Genomic DNA, 16200 nt, shown 5'->3' with positions numbered 1-16200 from the left:
CCCGCGCTCCATCGCTTCGGGAATCGTCCCGAAACTACCGGACCAGACGGGAGCATCGGACGGCAGCGCTGACAAGATGGCACGATGGGCAATGCGCGCTGATACTGCAAAAGGTGCGCTGCCCGCACAGGTCAGCCGCCCCCGTCCCTGTCACACTGTCGAAAGGGGAAATGCATCAGGTTGCCGTGGGAGGGACCGGGAGATGAGCGAACTGAAGGTGAAGACACTTGCACCGCTGCCGATCGCCATGCTGGTCGCGGCGGCGCTGATCTACGGCCTGGTGTTTCCGTTCAACCAGCTGGCGTCGGAGGCCGGAGGGACATTCTTCGGCCATGCCTTCTGGCAGGTCTTCCTGGCGGGCATCGCCCTGTTCGTCATCGCCAATCTGCGGGGGCAGAGGGTACGTTTCGGCTGGCCCTGGTTCCGCGTCTATGTCGTCGTCGGGGCCTTCGGCTTCGGGCTGCCGATGGCACTGCTGACCTTCGTCGGCCCCAATCTGCCGACGGCCATCGTCTCGCTGGTGCTGGCGCTGTCGCCGACCTGCACCTATCTGGCCAGCATCCTGTTCCGCATCGACCGCCTGTCCGCCTTCGGCATTGTCGGCATCCTGCTCGGTTTCGCCGGGGTGGCGGTGGTGCTGGCCCCGGACAGCGCCATGCCCGGCACCGACGCGGTGACCTGGTTCCTGCTGGCGCTGATCGTGCCGGTGTTCCTGGCCATCGCCAACATCTCGGCCGCACTGCTGCGCCCGCCGGAAGCCACCTCGACGGCGATGGGTGCCGGGTTCCTGCTGGGCGCGGCGCTGTCGCTGCTGCCGCTGATGCTGCTGTTCAACCAGACCTATCTGCCGCTGAACACGGCCATCCTGCTCCCGACACTCGGTTCGGCAGCGGTGAACGCGGTCTTCATCATCCTGTTCGCGGAACTGGTACGGCGCTGGGGACCGACCTTCTTCGCCCAGTTCAACTATCTGGCCGTGGTCGCCGCCATCGGCTGGGCCGCGATCTTCTTCGGCGAACAGCCCGGCATCCACTCCCTGATTGCCCTGGCCCTGATGGCCACAGGCGTGATGATCTCGGAACTGCGCCACCGGAAGAAGTAGGCGGGAACCACACGAAGACTCCCGGCATCCCCAGCCATGCGAGACAAGCGTGGCCGGAATGGCCGTAGGGGCTGTGACATCGGAGCGAAGCCGTTTATGCTCCGCCGAACTTTGACGATGTTTCAACTTGAACAAGGGGGAGGATACCTATGGTCGCGATGTTCGAACAATCAGACCTGTCACGTGATCTGGCCGAACGCATCGAAGCGTTCATGGACGAGCACATCTATCCGAACGAGCAGCTCATGGATGACCAGCTCGCCGAGGGCGACCGCTGGCAGCCGATCCCGAAGTCGGAGGAGCTGAAGGCCATCGCCAAGGAGCAGGGCCTGTGGAACCTGTTCCTGCCGGAGAATCCCTATGGTTTCTCCATGTCCAACCTGGACTATGCGCCGCTGTGCGAGATCATGGGCCGTTCGCGTTACGCCTCGGAGATCTTCAACTGCTCCGCACCCGACACCGGCAACATGGAAGTGCTGGCCCGTTACGGCACCAAGGAGCATCAGGAGAAGTGGCTGAAGCCGCTGCTGGAAGGCGAGATCCGCTCCGCCTTCGCGATGACGGAGCCGGAGGTTGCCTCCTCCGACGCCACCAACATCGCCTGCCGCATCGAGCGTGATGGCGATGAATATGTCATCAACGGCCGCAAGTGGTGGACCTCTGGAATCGGCGATCCGCGCTGCAAGGTGCTGATCCTGATGGGCAAGACCGACCCGGACAACCCGGACCGCCACAAGCAGCAGTCCATGATCCTGGTGCCGCGCGATGCCAAGGGCGTGACCGTGAAGCGGATGCTGCCGGTGTTCGGCTATGACGACGCGCCGCACGGCCATGGCGAGGTGCTGTTCGAGAACGTGCGCGTTCCCGCCTCCGACATCCTGCTGGGTGAGGGCCGCGGCTTCGAGATCGCCCAGGGGCGGCTTGGCCCGGGACGTATCCATCACTGCATGCGCTCCATCGGCGTCGCCGAGCGTGCGCTGGAACTCACCATCAAGCGCCTGAAGTCCCGCGTGGCCTTCGGCAAGCCGGTGATCGAGCAGTCGGTCTGGCGGGAGCGGATCGCGGAGGCGCGGATCATGATCGATCAGTGCCGCCTGCATGTGCTCTACACCGCCTGGAAGATGGATACGGTCGGCAACAAGGAAGCCCGCAAGGAAATCGCGGGCATCAAGGTCTCCGTGCCGAACATGGCCTGCAAGATCACCGACTGGGCCATCCAGGCCCATGGCGCCGGTGGTGTCACCACCGACTTCGGTACGGCGAACATGTACGCCCACCAGCGCACCCTGCGTCTGGCGGACGGCCCGGATGAGGTGCATCGCGACCAGCTCGCCCGCCTCGAGATCCGTCGCTGGAACTGACCTGACGAACCCGCGCTGTCCCCGGGGGCAGCGCGGTCTTCGACAGCCGGAATGAAGAGGGCCAGGTTCCTGACGGAGCGTGGCCCTTTTCGTTGGAATGCATGCGGGTGACGCTGCCCGAAAACCCGGAAACGGAAGGGATCGCCCGCCGTCCCCTCACCGGCCATGCAATGTTTGCCTCGCCCCTGAATTGGGCGTATTGCGGGTTCAGGGGCCCCTCGTCAGGGTCCCGTTCAGAGTCAACAAGGTGGCTGAGAGATGCATAGCCCCGGTGGCGGCCAGACGTCGCATCGGTTTTCCCTGACAGGGCCTGGGCAGGAGCGGTCGGTTGCTTGACGTCCGGCCGGTCTTTCAGATCCTCGGCTGGGTGGTCTGCTGGATCGGCATCACGCTGCTGGTGCCGACCGCCACGGATCTGGCCGATGACAATGTGGACTGGCAGGCGTTCCTGCTCGCGGCCGGTATCGCCCTGTTCGCGGGTGGGCTGCTGGTGGCCGGGACCTGGCGCGAGAGCGGCGTCCGGCTGGACCTTCGCCAGTCGTTCATCGTCGTCATTCTCGGCTGGGTGTTCGTCGCCGGCTTCGGGGCGATCCCTTTTCTGGGCATCGGCATCAGTTTCACCGACGCGGTATTCGAATCCATGTCCGGTCTGACGACAACCGGCTCGACCGTGCTGACCGGCCTCGACGGGCTGCCACGGGGCGTGCTGCTGTGGCGCGCGATGCTCCAGTGGGTCGGCGGCATCGGGATCATCGCGATCGCGGCACTGATACTTCCGCTTCTCCGGGTCGGCGGCATGCAGCTCTTCAAGATCGAAAGCTCCGGGTCCGACGAGGACAAGGCGGCGGCCGACAGTCGCCTTCTGATCCTGCTGTTCAGCATCTACACGGGTCTGACCCTGCTCTGCGCGCTGGTCTTCTCCCTGCTGGGGATGGAGCCGTTCGATGCCATCACCCATGCCATGACCACGCTGTCCACCGGCGGCTATTCCACGCATGACGCCTCCTTTGGATACTTCGCTGACTGGCGGCTGCACTGGGCCGGCACGTTCTTCATGATCTGCGGCGCGATCCCGTTCTTTCTCTACGTGCGCACGACCATGGGAAACTGGCGCGTTCTGGTCTCCGACGCGCAGGTGAGGGGATTTCTCGGCTTTCTGGCCGTCAGCACCGCCCTGATGACGCTTTGGCTGCATGCGGAAAGGGACATCGGCATCTTCGAGGCCCTGACGCTGGTGTCCTTCAACATCACCTCCGTCGTCACGACGACCGGGTTCGCGACGGCGGACTATACCGCCTGGGGTCCTGGCGCCGTCGGCATGTTCCTGATGCTGATGTTCGTGGGCGGCTGCTCCGGTTCCACCTCGGGCGCGATCAAGATCTACCGCTACCAGGTGCTGTGGATCTTCGTGCGGGCCCATGTGACGCGGCTGTTCTCGCCGAACCGGGTGATCGCGCTGTCCTACAATGGCCAGAGACTGGATTCGGATGTTCCGACATCGATTCTGGCCTTCCTCGCCGTCTTCATCGCGACGATCGGCATCGTGACGGTTCTTCTTGCCCTCTGCGGACTGGATATCGTGACCGCCTATTCGGCCAGTCTCACGGCCATCACGAACGTCGGGCCGGGAATGGGCGAGATCATCGGCCCCGCCGGCAATTTCCAGCCCCTGCCGGACATCGCCAAGTGGATCCTGACAAGCGCCATGCTGGCCGGTCGTCTGGAGGTGCTGGTGCTGCTGGTCATCTTCGACCGGGACTTCTGGATCGACTGAGCGGGGTCAGCCCTGGCCGTCCGCTGCCATCACACCTCCGGTTCGTCGATCCCGGCAGCGCGGCAGGCGGCGGTGATGGTGTTGGCGAGCAGGCAGGCGATGGTCATGGGGCCGACGCCGCCGGGGACCGGGGTGATGGCACCGGCATGGCCGATGGCGGCGGCATAGTCCACGTCGCCGACCAGACGGGTCTTGCCGTCTTCCTTCGGGACGCGGTTGATGCCGACGTCGATGACGGTGGCACCCGGCGCGATCCAGTCACCCTGCACGAAGTGCGGACGACCCACGGCGGCAACCACGATATCGGCGCTGCGGCAGAGTTCGGGCAGGTTGCGGGTGCGGCTGTGGGCGATGGTGACGGTGCAGTTGGCCTGCAGCAGCAGCATGGCCATGGGCTTGCCGACGATGTTGGAGCGTCCGACGACCACGGCGTTGAGGCCCGAGAGGTCGCCCAGCCGGTCCTCCAGCATCATCATGCAGCCGCGCGGGGTGCAGGGCACCAGGGCGGGCAGACCGACCTGCAACCGCCCGGTATTGATGACATGGAAACCGTCCACGTCCTTCGCGGGGTCGATGCGGTCCAGCACGGCGGTCTCGTCGATCTGGTCCGGCAGGGGCAGCTGCACCAGGATGCCGTGGATGCCCGGATCGGCGTTCAGCCGGTCGACGATGGCCAGGACCTCTTCCTGGCTGGCGGTGTCGGGCAGGCGGATCTCGTCGGAACGCATGCCCGCCTCATTGGTCTGCTTCGCCTTGTTGCGGACGTAGACCTGGCTGGCCGGATCCTCCCCCACCAGCACCACGGCGAGACCGGGCTTCAGCCCGTGATCGCGGATCAGGATCTCCGTCTGGGCGGTGACCCGTTCCCGCACACGGGCCGCGAAGGCCTTGCCGTCGATGCGGTTGTCGGGCTGGCTGGCGGCTGTGCTGGAGGCGGACTCTGCGGCTGCGGTCATGATCCTGATCCCTGTCTACTGGGCGCCGGAGGGCGGCTGGGGTGGCAGAAGGCGGCGGAGCTCAGCTTCCGCGCCTGCAATCTGAACTGTCTTGGCGCGGCTGATCTCTCCACGCACGACCTCAATATCCCTCGGCGCGACGTTCAGCACGTCGGCGAGCAGTCTGATCACGGCGCGGTTGGCCTTGCCCTTCTCCGGCGGGGCGGCAACCCGGACCCTGAGCCGTTGCGTGCCGTCCGGGTCCGTGCGCCAGTCCTCCACGCGGGAACGGCTGGCGCCGGGCGAGACATGCAGGTGCAGCAGCAGCGCGCCGTACCGGTCAGCTTGTGTAACCGACGCAGAATCCCATCACGTCGCAGATGACGAAGGTCCGTGCGACCATCAGACCAATGATCAGTACAACCGGTGAAAGGTCGATTCCCCCCAGGTCCGGCAGGATCCGACGGATCGGCGCCAGCGCCGGTTCGGTGATGCGATAGAGGAACTGGCCGATGGTGCGCGCGATGTTGTTGTGCGGGTTCAGCACGTTGAACGCGACCAGCCAGCTCATGATCGCCGACGCGATCAGGCAGAAGATGTAGAAATCGACGACGAAGTCGATCAGTTGCGCAATGGCGGCCATGCCGATGGCTCCTGCAATCCGGTGTATGCGATTGTCGCGACGTTTAACGCAGAACGGCCCGCAAGGGAATTGCCCTCGGGCGAGTTGTTTGCGGACCGCGTCGCGGTTGTTGCGTGGACCCGGTCTTGTTTGCTGACCGCACCTCCCCTCTCCCCCTCCCGGCCACCCATTACAGGATACTTGCGTGGGTGACCGGGAGGGGGAGAGGGGAGGCACGGTCAGCGAATGAAATCCCCAAAAAAAATGCGGGCACCAGAGAGGGGGTTCTGGTGCCCGCAGGGTGGAAACCGGTCGGGAGGGGGGTGACCGGTCTCAGGGGTCTCGCGGGGATGATCGGGGAAGGGCCCCGTCAGCTGTCATCCCGGTTGGTGCACAGGGCCCGTGTCGGCCCTCAATAGGTGCCGACAGCAATGCTTCGGCGGTAGGTGGTGAACTCTCCGGTATGGTCCTGGTAGAGCGAGATGCCACCGCGCGGCACGCCAACGGTCTGTTGCGTGGCGCTGGCCTGCTCGTTCGCGCTGTGGTGCTTGCCCGGCATCGCCGAGCTGACGCCGAGACTCGCCAGCAGGGCGGCGGTCACGATCCAGACCCCCAGGTGCTGTCGAACAATGCGGCTCATCATGGTCTTTCCTCAAGTCTGTCGGGCCACCCGTGTGGTGGCGGCTTTGGCGGTGGAGGGCTCTCCGTGCCGCCGATGACAGGGAGATGGGGTGCCCGAATAGCAAATCAACATATATCGATTCGATATATGTGCTTTTTTCGAAAGTTGTCCGGAAGGGACGCGCCCCGGCCCCTTGCGGCGGGCGGAATGTCCTGCGGGATTCCCCGCCTTGCCGAAATGGGGTAGACAGGACCCCTGTCCGATGGCGGCACCGGCCGAACTGCCGAACAGGGCCGGAAACCGCGGGGACAGTGACGACAAGGGGGAGGATTCAGGATGAGCACGACACGGACCACCTGCGCGCGGGCTGCTGCGGCATGAGCATGACCTATGACGACCCGATCACGTTTTCCGGCGCACCGCTGAACCGTGTCTCCGAACATCGCAAGGATGGCGACTGGCTGGCCGACCGGATGATGGACCGCGCCAGCCGTTTCATGCCGGTGTCACGCCTGCGGGCCTTCATCGATGTCAGCGCGGAGCCGGAGATTGCCTGGTGCTCGCCACTGGAGGTGCTCGACCTGCTGGAGGAAAACCGCCCGCTGCTGCTGGGTACCCGCGACGGCATCGCCCATTTCGCCATCGAGGCCGATCCCCGCCGCGCACCGCGTGACGCGGTCTGGCCCGACAGGGGCAAGTTCATCGATGTCCGCTCCATCGCCCCGGCCCTGCCGGTGGGGGAGGCGGCGATCCTGGCCCAGGCCCGGTCCATGCTGGACTGGCACCAGCGCCATCGCTTCTGTGCCGTCTGCGGCGCGCCGTCGGAAATGCGGGAGGCGGGTTACATGCGCGCCTGCACCGATGACGGCTGCAAGGCACAGCATTTCCCGCGCACCGACCCGGTGACGATCATGCTGGTCTTTGACGGCGACCGCTGCCTGCTGGGCCGTCAGCCCCGGTTCCCCGATGGCTCCTATTCCGCGCTGGCCGGCTTCATGGAACCGGGTGAATCCATCGAGGAATGCGTGCGCCGCGAAATCTGGGAGGAAGCGGGGCTGAAGGTCGGCACGGTCCGCTACATCGCTTCCCAGCCCTGGCCGTTCCCCTCCAGCCTGATGATCGGCTGCTTCGCGGAGGCGGAAACGACCGAGATCACCCTGGACCCGGAGGAACTGGAAGACGCCCAGTGGTTCAGCCGCGATCAGGTGATCGAGATGCTGGAACGCTCGGAGGAAGGTGAGGGCCTGCGCATGCCGCCCCGCCTCTCCCTCGCCCACCAGCTCGCCCGCCGCTGGATCGCCGGGGTCTGATTCTCTCCTTGCCGGTACGGGTGGTGACGAACAGGCCCGGAGGCCTCAGCGCGATCTGATCTGATTCAGTATCGAGAGCTGGGCTCGCGGATCAAGTCCGCGAGCGACGTGGGCGTGGTGGGACATTGCCACCCCACGGACGCCGTACCCGGGCCTGACCCGGGTACCCAGCGTGCCGCGCCGACGTCAGCGGACTGGCGCGGAGGCCTCAGTGCGAACTGATTTGATTCAGTGCCGAGAGCTGGGCTCGCGGATCAAGTCCGCGAGCGGCGTGGGGGAGGGCGGGACATTGGTGCTCACCGCCACCAACACCCCACTGACGCCGTGCCCGGGCTTGACCCGGGTACCCAGTGTGCCGCGCCGATGTTGGCGGACTGGTCCGGAGGCCTCAGACGGACAGCAACCGGTCGCGCAGGGCGCTGTCGGCGGCGAGTTCGGCCATGTCGCCGGTATGGGCGATCTGGCCGCTTTCCAGCACGACGCAGCGGCTGGCGACTTCCGCCGCGAAACCGAGACTCTGTTCGGCGATCAGCAGGGTCAGCCCCTCCGCCCGCAGCGTGGCGACCGTGTCGGCAATGCGGTCCAGCACCACCGGCGCCAGCCCCTCCGCCGGTTCGTCCAGCAACAGGATGCGCGGATTTCCGGCCAGCGTGCGGGCGATGGTCAGCATCTGCTGCTCCCCGCCTGACATGCGGCCCGCGCGGCGGTCGCGCATGGCGTGGAGTTCGGGGAAAAGGTCATAGAGCCGCTGTTCCGGCCATTCGGGCGCATCGGAACGGGTCGGACGGCGCCCGACCTCCAGATTCTCCGCCACCGTCAGTTCGGCGAAGATGCGCCGTTCCTCCGGCACATAGCCGACGCCCAGCCGCGCGATCTTCTGCGGCGGCAGGCTGCCGATGGCCTGGCCGTCGAAGCTCAATGTGGCGGCGCCGCGGCGGACCAGGCCCATGATCGCCTTGATCGTGGTGGACTTGCCCGCACCGTTACGCCCCAGCAAGGCCAGTGAATCCCCCTGCGCCAGGCTGAAGGAGATCCCGTGCAGCACGGTCGCCGGTCCGTAACCGGCACTCAGACCCTCGATCCGCAGCATGGCCTCAGACATGGGTTTCAGGCATGGCTTCGGCCTCCCCCGTCTCGGCGCGGCCGAGGTAGACCCGGCGCACTTCCGGGTCGCGGCGGATCTCATCCACCGTGCCCTCCGCGATCAGCTGCCCGCGTGCCATGACCATGACCCGGTCGGCGTGGCCGAAGACCGCCTCCATGTCATGCTCCGTGAACAGCACCGCCAGACCGGAGGCGGCGACGATGGCGCTGACCTGATCCATCAGCAGGGCACGGTCGGCGGCGGCCATGCCCGCCGTCGGCTCGTCCATGAACAGCAGGCGCGGTGACGATGACAGCGCCATGGCCAGGTCCAGCCGCTTGACGTCGCCATAGGGCAGCTCCGTCACCGGCCGGTCCGCCTGGTCCTGCAATCCCACCTGCCCCAGCAGCTCCGCGATGCGGAAACTGGCGTCAGGGGCGCGGCGGAAGGACAGCGTGTGACGGGTCGCGGCATCCAGCGCGGTCTCGACAGCCTCCGCCACCGTCATGCTGAGGAAGGAGCGGGCGATCTGGAACGTGCGCCCGATGCCCAGCCGCACGATCTGGCGCGGCTTGCGCCCGGTGATGTTCTTGCCATCCAGAACGACACTGCCCCGGTCGGCCCGCAACTGTCCGTTCAGCAGGTTGAAACAGGTGGTCTTGCCCGCACCGTTGGGGCCGATCAGGGCCAGCCGCTCCCCGGCGCCGACCTGGAAGCTGACACCATCGACAGCAGCAACACCGCCGAAGGATTTCGCCAGATCACTGACCTGCAGCACCGCGCTCATGCCGGTTTCCGCCGCCGTATCATGCTGCCGAGACCGGCCATGCCGCCGGGTGCCAGCATGGCGATCAGCAGGATCACGCCGCCCAGCATCGACCGCCAGGCCTCGAACTGGTTGAACACATCCTCCAGCACCACGAAGGTGGAGGCCCCGATCAGCGCGCCCGCCAGCACATCGACACCGCCCAGCAGCACCATGATCAGGGCATCGACCGACTGCGGGATGGCCAGCACATCGGGAAAGACGCTGCCCTTCTTGAACACGTAGAGACCACCGGCAAGACCCGCGACGGTCCCGGCCAGGGTGAAGGCCATCCATTGCTGGTTCTGCACGTTGATGCCCAGCGCCTCCGCCCGCAGCGGCGCGTCCCGTGCGGCGGTAAGCGCCCGTCCGAACGGGCTGCGGGTCGCCTGCCGCAGCACCAGAACGGCGATCACCGCGAAGGCCAGCGCCAGGTAGTAGAAGGCCAGGTCATCGCCGAAGAGCTTCGCCGGCCAGATTCCGGTCAGGCCGTCATCGCCGCCGGTGAAGTCCTGCATCTGCACCGCGGCGGCCCAGACGATCTGGGCGGCAGCCAGCGTCAGCATGGCGAGATAGACCCCGGACAGGCGGACACAGAACCAGCCGAAGAACAGCGCCGCGGCGGCGGCGGCCACCGGGGCCACGGCCAGCGCCCAGCCCATGTCCGCCTCCAGATGCCGCACCAGCAGCGCCGCGCCATAGGCGCCGACACCGAAGTAGGCGGCGTGGCCGAAGCTGACCATGCCCCCCGGCCCCATCAGGAACTGCAGCGACATGGCGAACATGCCCAGGATCATGATGTCGATGATCAGCACGGTCATGAACTGGTCCACCACCAGCGGCAGCAGCGCCATGACCAGAAACAGCCCGCCCCAGGCCATGGCCGGCAGCCGCAGGGTGCCCATGCCCGGACCGGGCGGCGTCTCCGGGGCCGACGGCGGACGGCCCAGCAGCCCGTAGGGGCGGATCACCAGCACCACCGCCATGGCGGCGAAGGCCACGATCAGGGTGATCTCCGGCAGGATCAGGATGCCGAAGGCGTTCAGTTCGGAGATCAGGATGGCAGCCAGATAGGCCCCGGGGATGGAGCCCATGCCGCCAACCACGGTGATGACGAAGACCTCCGCGATGATCTCCAGATCCATGGTCAGGGTGACGGCATCGCGGGGCACCTGCATCGCACCGCCCAGCCCCGCCAGTCCGGCCCCGAGGCAGAAGACAGCCGTGAACAGCTTGGCCTGATCCACACCCAGCGCCGCCGCCATCTCCCTGTCCTGTGTCGCGGCGCGGACCAGCACACCGAAACGGGTGCGGGCGAACAGCAGCCAGAGCAGGAACAGCGTGATCGGTCCCATGGCGATCAGGAACAGGTCGTACTCCGGTATGCGCTCACCGAATATGGTGACGACGCCGGACAGGCCCGGCGCGCGGGGGCCGAAGCGGTCGGCAACGCCCCAGATCCATTCCGCCACATCCTGCGCGATCAGCACGATGGCGAAGGTGGCGACAAGCTGGAACATCTCCGGCGCGCGATAGATGCGGCGCAGCACGGTGACCTCGATCAGCCCGCCGACGGCGGCAGAGACCAGGGCGGCGATGGGCAGTGCCAGCCAGAACCCCGGCACCTTGCCGAACAGCCCGATGACATCCATCGCGACATAGGCACCGATCATGTAGAGCGAGCCATGGGCGAAATTGACCACCCGCGTGACGCCGAAGATCAGGCTGAGCCCGGCAGCAACCAGAAACAGCGACGACGCGCTGGCGAGCCCCGTCAGGGCCTGTGCGAAGTAGAATCCCATGCCCCGGAGTTGGCGGGATCACGCCTGATCCGTCAAGTAGTTGTGATGGGATTGGCGGTGGTCAGGAGCAGTCGATCGCAGGCGCACCCTCCTTCCCCCTCGACGGGGGAAGGTCGGGATGGGGGTGAATCGGCGCAGCCGAACAGTCATGACTTCGCCACTGTGCAACAGCCTGCGGCTTCACCCCCCATCGACCGCTGCGCGGCCACTTCCCCCTCAAGGGGGGAAGACGAAGAAGCACCCACAGGGGCGCCAGGATCAGCGAACGCCCCCTGACAGATCCACCTATCCCCGGCTGCGCGGGATCTCCACGTCGCGGTGGATGGAGACCGACAGGATCAGGCCGAAGCCGATCAGCAGGGTCAGCATCGCGGTTCCGCCGTAGGAAATCAGCGGCAGCGGCACGCCGACAACGGGCAGGATGCCGGTCACCATGCCGATATTGATGAAGATGTAGAGGAAGAAGGTCGTGGCGATGCCGACCGCGACCAGCCGCCCGAACTGGTGCCGCGACCGGAAGCCGATGGCATAGGCATAGATCAGGATCAGGATGTAAAGGCCCATCAGTGCCAGTCCGCCGACCATGCCGAACTCCTCCGCCAGCATGGTGAAGATGAAGTCGGTACGCATCTCGGGCAGGAAGTTCAGGTGGCTCTGCGTCCCCTCCAGGAAGCCCTTGCCGGAGATGCCGCCCGACCCCAGCGCGATCTTCGACTGCATGATGTGATAGCCCGCGCCCAGCGGGTCGCTCTCCGGGTTCAGGAAGGTCATGATGCGACCCTTCTGGTACTCGTGCAGCTGCGACCAGGCGATGGGCATGGCCGCCAGCGCGGCACCCAGCGCCAGGGCGAACTTCCACAGCCGTACCCCGGCCAGGAACAGCACGATGGACCCGCCCGCCGCCAGCAGCAGGGCCGTGCCGAGGTCCGGCTGCTTCAGCACCAGCAAGGTCGGCATGCCGATCAGGGCCAGCGGCGGCAGCAGGTAGGTGATGCGCCCCGTATCCTCCAGCGACAGACCGTGGAAATAGCGGGCCAGCGCCAGCACCAGCGCGATCTTCATGACTTCGGACGGCTGCAGGTTGAAGAACCCGAGGCTGACCCAGCGGGTCGCCCCCATGCCGGTGGTACCGACGAACTCGACCGCCAGCAGCAGCACCAGCGCCACGGCATAGATCAAATAGGCCCAGCGCATCCAGAAGCGGATATCGATCAGCGCGATCACCAGCATCAGGAACGCGCCCCCGCCGAAGCGGATGATCTGCCGGATCGCCCAGGGCTGCACATCGCCTCCGGCGGCGGAATAGAGCATGGCGAAGCCGACAGATGCGGTCATCGCGATCAGCAGCACCAGCCCCCAGTTCAGGCTGAGCAGTTTCCTGCCGAAACGCAGGTCCGGCCCGTCATCGCGATAGCCCATGGTCACGGCTCAGCCCTCCCGTTCCGGGTTGGCGGCGACGCGCTGCTTGCGGTTGCTGGCGGGATCAAGCTCCAGCGTCGCCTCCATGATCGTCCGGGCGACGGGCGCGGCGGCGGCGGAGCCACTGCCGCCATGCTCCACGACCACGGAGAGGGCATAGCGCGGCTTGTCCACCGGGGCGTAGGCGACGAACAGGGCGTGGTCACGGCTGCGCCACTCGAGATCCTCGTTCTTCAGCACGCCGGACTCACGTTCGGCGCGGCTGATGCGGCGGACCTGGGACGTGCCGGTCTTGCCCGCCATCTCCCAGCCTTCCTGGGTGATCCGATGGGCGCGGGCGGTGCCGTGCTTGCCGTTCACCACGTCGTTCATGCCCTGGCGCACATGGCGCAGGGCATCCTTCGACAGGCCCAGCGGCGGGGCCTCCACGTCCGGTTCGTCACGAAACACCAGCCGGGGCGAGATTGCACGCTCCCCGTTCGCCAGCCGCGCCGCCATGGTCGCGAGCTGCAGCGGCGTGGCCAGCAGATAACCCTGGCCGATGCCCATGATCAGGGTCTCCCCGCCCTGCCAGGCTTCCCCGATCGCGCCTTCCTTCCAGGCCGGGTTCGGCACCAGTCCGGCACTCTCCCCCGGCAGCTCCGGCAGCAGGGTCTGGCCGAGGCCGAGGCGTTCCGCCATCACGGCGATCTTCTCCACCCCGACCCGGCGGGCGATATCGTAGAAGTAGACATCACAGCTCTGCGCCAGGGCGTCGTTCAGGTCCATCCAGCCATGGCCCCAGCGCTTCCAGCAATGGAAGGTGTGATTGCCCAGCACATGCTTGCCGTTGCAGAACACCCGGTGCGCAGCGCCGGCCACATTGGCCTCCATCGCCGCCAGCGCCACGGCCATCTTGAAGGTGGATCCCGGCGGATAGCGCCCGGCGATGGTCTTGTCGGTCAGGGGCTTGCGGCTGTTGCGCAGCAGCGTCTGCCACTCGGTGTTGCCGATGCCGACGTTGAAGGCATTGGGGTCGAACCCGGGCGTCGAGGCCATGGCGAGCACATCGCCATTGTGAATGTCCATCACCACGGCGGCCCCGCTTTCGGGCCGCAGTGCCTGGGTGGCGATGCGCTGCAGCCGCGCATCGATGGTCAGCTGAATGTCGGAACCGGGGCGGCCCTCCGTGCGGGACAGCTCCCGGATGACCCGGCCAAAGGCATTCACCTCCACCCGCTGGTTGCCCGCGGCACCGCGCAGGGTGCCCTCGAAGCTGCGTTCCAGACCCCGCCGCCCGGTGCGGAAGCCCGGCAGTTCCAGCAGGGGGTCACCGTCGCCTTCCTTCAGGTCCTTCTCGCTGACCGGGCCGACATAGCCCACCGTGTGGCCCAGATAGACCCCCAGCGGATAGTCGCGGGTCTGGCCGACATCAAGCTGGATGCCAGGCAGGTCGGGGCTGCGGACATTGATGCGGGCGAACTCCTCCCACGTCAGATTGTCGACGACGGAGATCGGCACGAACCGGCGCTTGCGGCTGACATCGCGCAGCACCCGTGCCCGTGTCTGGTCGCTGACCGGCACGATCTGGTTCAGCCGATCCAGCGTCTCCCCCACCGACTTCGTCTGTTCCGGCACGATCAGGACGCGGAAGTTCTGGCGGTTCGTCGCCACCGGCACACCGCGCCGGTCCAGGATGCGCCCGCGCGGCGGTGCCAGCAGGGCGAGATTGATACGGTTCTCGTCGGCCAGCATCTTGTACTGGTCACCCTCGATCACCTGCAGGTAGTACATGCGGGCGCCCAGCGCCGCGAACAGCGCCGCCTTCATGCCCCCCAGCATCAGCGCGCGGCGCGTGAACACAGGATAGCGGGCCTTTTCGACGCGTCCCCTCATGCGCCCGCCCGTCCGGTCATGCGCCCATCCTGTCCGGTCATGCGAAGGCCTGTCCGGTCATGCGATGGCTGAGCAGCAGCAGCGGGGCCGCGACCAGCGGGAACAGGGTGACCGTCACCGCCACCTGCAGCAGGGCTGCCACCGGATTGACGAGATCGAGGAAGTAGACGCAGGCGATCAGCCACGAAACGCCCGCGGCCGCCAGTGCCACAGCGACGAAGGCGGCCCAGCCGAGCACGAACGGGCGGCCGATCAGCACCCGGCGCTGGCTGGCCGACAGGGCCTGGACGCCGAGGAAGACCAGCGCCGTCAGGCCAAGCGGCCCGCCGGACAGCAGATCGGTGACAAGGCCGAGACCGAACGCCAGCCAGTGGGGCATCAGGTCGGGCCGCTGCAGCGCGAAGACATGCACCGCGATCAGACCGAAAGCCGGCAGCACCGGACCCAGGAACGGCACCCCGATCGGCAGGCTGCCCATCAGAACCAGAACCAGCGACACCAGACCGGGGATCGCCAGTCCAAGTCGCCAGAATCCGAGTTGTGGCAGGCCGGGGCCATCGCCGATGCGGCTGCTGGCGGACTTGCGGCGGCGCGGCTTCATGGCCCGTTCCGGTCATTCACCAGCGACGGACGGCGATAGCGCAGCACGTTCACCCGCTCCAGCCGCGCCAGATCGACGAAGGGGCGCAGGCGGACCTGGTTCTCGGTGACCGAGGCAACGACGCCAACCACCAGACCCGGGGGCAGCATGCCGCCATGGCCACTGGTGACCACCCGGTCACCGGGCTGCACCTCGGCCTCCGCCTCAAGGAAAGCAAGCAGCGGACGGCCGGAGTTGTCGCCCGACAGGATGGCGCGGCGGCGACTGCCCTCCAGCATCACCGGAATGCGGCTGTTCAGGTCGGTGATCAGCAGGATGCGCGCGGCGTTGCGCCCGGCCTCCGTGATCCGGCCCACCAGCCCGAGTTCACTGACCACGGCCTGGTCGGGCTCGACACCATCGCGTTCCCCGGCAGCAAGCAGCAGGGTCTTGACGAAAGGGCCCCCGGACTCACCCACGACACGGGCGGTGATGTAGGTGACATCGGAGCGGGCACGGACATTCAGCAGGCGGCGGTACTGTGCGTTATCGCGTTCCAGCGCCCGCGCCACCGCCTGCCAGTGCAGCAGACGGGCATTTTCCTGCCGCAGGCGGTCGTTCTCCTCATAGACGCGGGAGAGCTGCTCGATCTCCGTCGCCAGATCGTTGATCGCGGAGACCGGACGGGAAATGACATCCAGCACCGGGGCCAGCACATCCAGCAGCCCGGTACGCACCTGCTCCACCGGGCCGATGCCGGAACGGCCCGCCACCAGCAGCGTCAGGCCGAGCGCCAGCAGGAACGCGAAAGCGAACCGGTTGAACAGCAGCCCCATCGGGCTGACCATTCGCGACGCCAGTGGTTTGTTCGAACGACGCACGTCGTTACTGCTCCGGGCAGGTCCGAAT

Annotated in this window: 15 protein-coding genes; 4 read left to right on the top strand and 11 right to left on the bottom strand. The window is 66.7% G+C overall.

Going from position 1 to position 16200, the window contains the following annotated elements; genetic code table 11:
- The first annotated feature begins 202 nt into the window (after window positions 1-202).
- From QGV55_RS18420 to QGV55_RS18410, 3 genes are all read left to right on the top strand, one after another.
- The gene (locus tag QGV55_RS18420; protein ID WP_281019177.1) at window positions 203-1102 is read left to right on the top strand and encodes a DMT family transporter; all 900 of its coding nucleotides are present in this window, start codon (window positions 203-205) and stop codon (window positions 1100-1102) included.
- 158 nt (window positions 1103-1260) lie between these two features.
- Complete coding sequence (locus QGV55_RS18415; RefSeq protein WP_281019178.1) at window positions 1261-2463, top strand: acyl-CoA dehydrogenase family protein; 1203 nt, start codon at window positions 1261-1263, stop codon at window positions 2461-2463.
- A gap of 328 nt (window positions 2464-2791) precedes the next feature.
- Window positions 2792-4237, top strand: coding sequence for a TrkH family potassium uptake protein (locus QGV55_RS18410; protein ID WP_281019179.1), 1446 nt, complete (start codon window positions 2792-2794; stop codon window positions 4235-4237).
- A gap of 29 nt (window positions 4238-4266) precedes the next feature.
- On the opposite strand, the gene folD is transcribed toward QGV55_RS18410, so the two are convergent.
- The 4 genes from folD to QGV55_RS18390 all read right to left on the bottom strand — a co-directional run bounded on the left by folD (window position 4267) and on the right by QGV55_RS18390 (window position 6434).
- Complete coding sequence (gene folD / locus QGV55_RS18405) at window positions 4267-5193, bottom strand: bifunctional methylenetetrahydrofolate dehydrogenase/methenyltetrahydrofolate cyclohydrolase FolD (RefSeq protein WP_281019180.1); 927 nt, start codon at window positions 5191-5193, stop codon at window positions 4267-4269.
- Window positions 5194-5208: 15 nt separating this feature from the next.
- Window positions 5209-5487, bottom strand: coding sequence for a DUF167 domain-containing protein (locus QGV55_RS18400; RefSeq protein WP_281019851.1), 279 nt, complete (start codon window positions 5485-5487; stop codon window positions 5209-5211).
- 25 nt (window positions 5488-5512) lie between these two features.
- On the bottom strand, window positions 5513-5815 hold the full coding sequence (locus QGV55_RS18395; RefSeq protein WP_281019181.1) for a YggT family protein: 303 nt from the start codon (window positions 5813-5815) through the stop codon (window positions 5513-5515).
- A gap of 391 nt (window positions 5816-6206) precedes the next feature.
- The gene (locus QGV55_RS18390; protein WP_281019182.1) at window positions 6207-6434 is read right to left on the bottom strand and encodes a hypothetical protein; all 228 of its coding nucleotides are present in this window, start codon (window positions 6432-6434) and stop codon (window positions 6207-6209) included.
- Window positions 6435-6793: 359 nt separating this feature from the next.
- Here QGV55_RS18390 and nudC point away from each other — a divergent pair, with 359 nt between their 5' ends.
- Window positions 6794-7726, top strand: coding sequence for an NAD(+) diphosphatase (gene nudC, locus QGV55_RS18385; RefSeq protein WP_281019183.1), 933 nt, complete (start codon window positions 6794-6796; stop codon window positions 7724-7726).
- 388 nt (window positions 7727-8114) lie between these two features.
- On the opposite strand, the gene QGV55_RS18380 is transcribed toward nudC, so the two are convergent.
- From QGV55_RS18380 to mreC, 7 genes are all read right to left on the bottom strand, one after another.
- On the bottom strand, window positions 8115-8828 hold the full coding sequence (locus QGV55_RS18380; RefSeq protein ID WP_281019184.1) for an ABC transporter ATP-binding protein: 714 nt from the start codon (window positions 8826-8828) through the stop codon (window positions 8115-8117).
- Window positions 8821-9597, bottom strand: a complete 777-nt coding sequence (locus tag QGV55_RS18375) for an ABC transporter ATP-binding protein (RefSeq protein WP_281019185.1) — start codon at window positions 9595-9597, stop codon at window positions 8821-8823. The genes QGV55_RS18380 and QGV55_RS18375 overlap by 8 nt, the downstream gene beginning before the upstream one ends.
- Window positions 9594-11417: an ABC transporter permease gene (locus tag QGV55_RS18370; protein WP_281019186.1), complete on the bottom strand. Its 1824-nt coding sequence runs from the start codon at window positions 11415-11417 to the stop codon at window positions 9594-9596. The genes QGV55_RS18375 and QGV55_RS18370 overlap by 4 nt, the downstream gene beginning before the upstream one ends.
- 285 nt (window positions 11418-11702) lie before the next feature.
- Window positions 11703-12836, bottom strand: a complete 1134-nt coding sequence (rodA, locus tag QGV55_RS18365) for a rod shape-determining protein RodA (protein ID WP_281019852.1) — start codon at window positions 12834-12836, stop codon at window positions 11703-11705.
- Window positions 12837-12845: 9 nt separating this feature from the next.
- Window positions 12846-14711 (bottom strand): penicillin-binding protein 2, encoded by a 1866-nt coding sequence (gene mrdA, locus QGV55_RS18360; RefSeq protein WP_281019187.1) that lies wholly within the window; start codon window positions 14709-14711, stop codon window positions 12846-12848.
- Window positions 14712-14748: 37 nt separating this feature from the next.
- A complete protein-coding gene (gene mreD, locus QGV55_RS18355) occupies window positions 14749-15312 on the bottom strand; it encodes a rod shape-determining protein MreD (RefSeq protein WP_281019188.1) in 564 nt (187 codons plus the stop codon).
- Window positions 15309-16172 (bottom strand): rod shape-determining protein MreC, encoded by an 864-nt coding sequence (gene mreC, locus QGV55_RS18350; protein WP_281019189.1) that lies wholly within the window; start codon window positions 16170-16172, stop codon window positions 15309-15311. The genes mreD and mreC overlap by 4 nt, the downstream gene beginning before the upstream one ends.
- Window positions 16173-16200 lie beyond the last annotated feature (28 nt).

The organism is Minwuia sp. IMCC3009 (assembly GCF_029909415.1).
GTDB lineage: Bacteria > Pseudomonadota > Alphaproteobacteria > Minwuiales > Minwuiaceae > Minwuia.
Note: the sequence above shows the minus strand (reverse complement) of the source record. Positions and strands in the feature narration are given on the sequence as shown.

What these genes read in the sequence shown, in the direction of transcription:
- QGV55_RS18420 (WP_281019177.1), top strand. Translation starts at nt 203, where the DNA reads ATGAGCGAACTGAAGGTGAAGACACTTGCACCGCTGCCGATCGCCATG.
- QGV55_RS18415 (WP_281019178.1), top strand. Translation starts at nt 1,261, where the DNA reads ATGTTCGAACAATCAGACCTGTCACGTGATCTGGCCGAACGCATCGAA.
- folD (WP_281019180.1), bottom strand. Translation starts at nt 5,193, where the DNA reads ATGACCGCAGCCGCAGAGTCCGCCTCCAGCACAGCCGCCAGCCAGCCC.
- QGV55_RS18395 (WP_281019181.1), bottom strand. Translation starts at nt 5,815, where the DNA reads ATGGCCGCCATTGCGCAACTGATCGACTTCGTCGTCGATTTCTACATC.
- QGV55_RS18390 (WP_281019182.1), bottom strand. Translation starts at nt 6,434, where the DNA reads ATGAGCCGCATTGTTCGACAGCACCTGGGGGTCTGGATCGTGACCGCC.
- nudC (WP_281019183.1), top strand. Translation starts at nt 6,794, where the DNA reads ATGAGCATGACCTATGACGACCCGATCACGTTTTCCGGCGCACCGCTG.
- QGV55_RS18380 (WP_281019184.1), bottom strand. Translation starts at nt 8,828, where the DNA reads ATGTCTGAGGCCATGCTGCGGATCGAGGGTCTGAGTGCCGGTTACGGA.
- QGV55_RS18375 (WP_281019185.1), bottom strand. Translation starts at nt 9,597, where the DNA reads ATGAGCGCGGTGCTGCAGGTCAGTGATCTGGCGAAATCCTTCGGCGGT.
- QGV55_RS18370 (WP_281019186.1), bottom strand. Translation starts at nt 11,417, where the DNA reads ATGGGATTCTACTTCGCACAGGCCCTGACGGGGCTCGCCAGCGCGTCG.
- rodA (WP_281019852.1), bottom strand. Translation starts at nt 12,836, where the DNA reads ATGGGCTATCGCGATGACGGGCCGGACCTGCGTTTCGGCAGGAAACTG.
- mrdA (WP_281019187.1), bottom strand. Translation starts at nt 14,711, where the DNA reads ATGAGGGGACGCGTCGAAAAGGCCCGCTATCCTGTGTTCACGCGCCGC.
- mreD (WP_281019188.1), bottom strand. Translation starts at nt 15,312, where the DNA reads ATGAAGCCGCGCCGCCGCAAGTCCGCCAGCAGCCGCATCGGCGATGGC.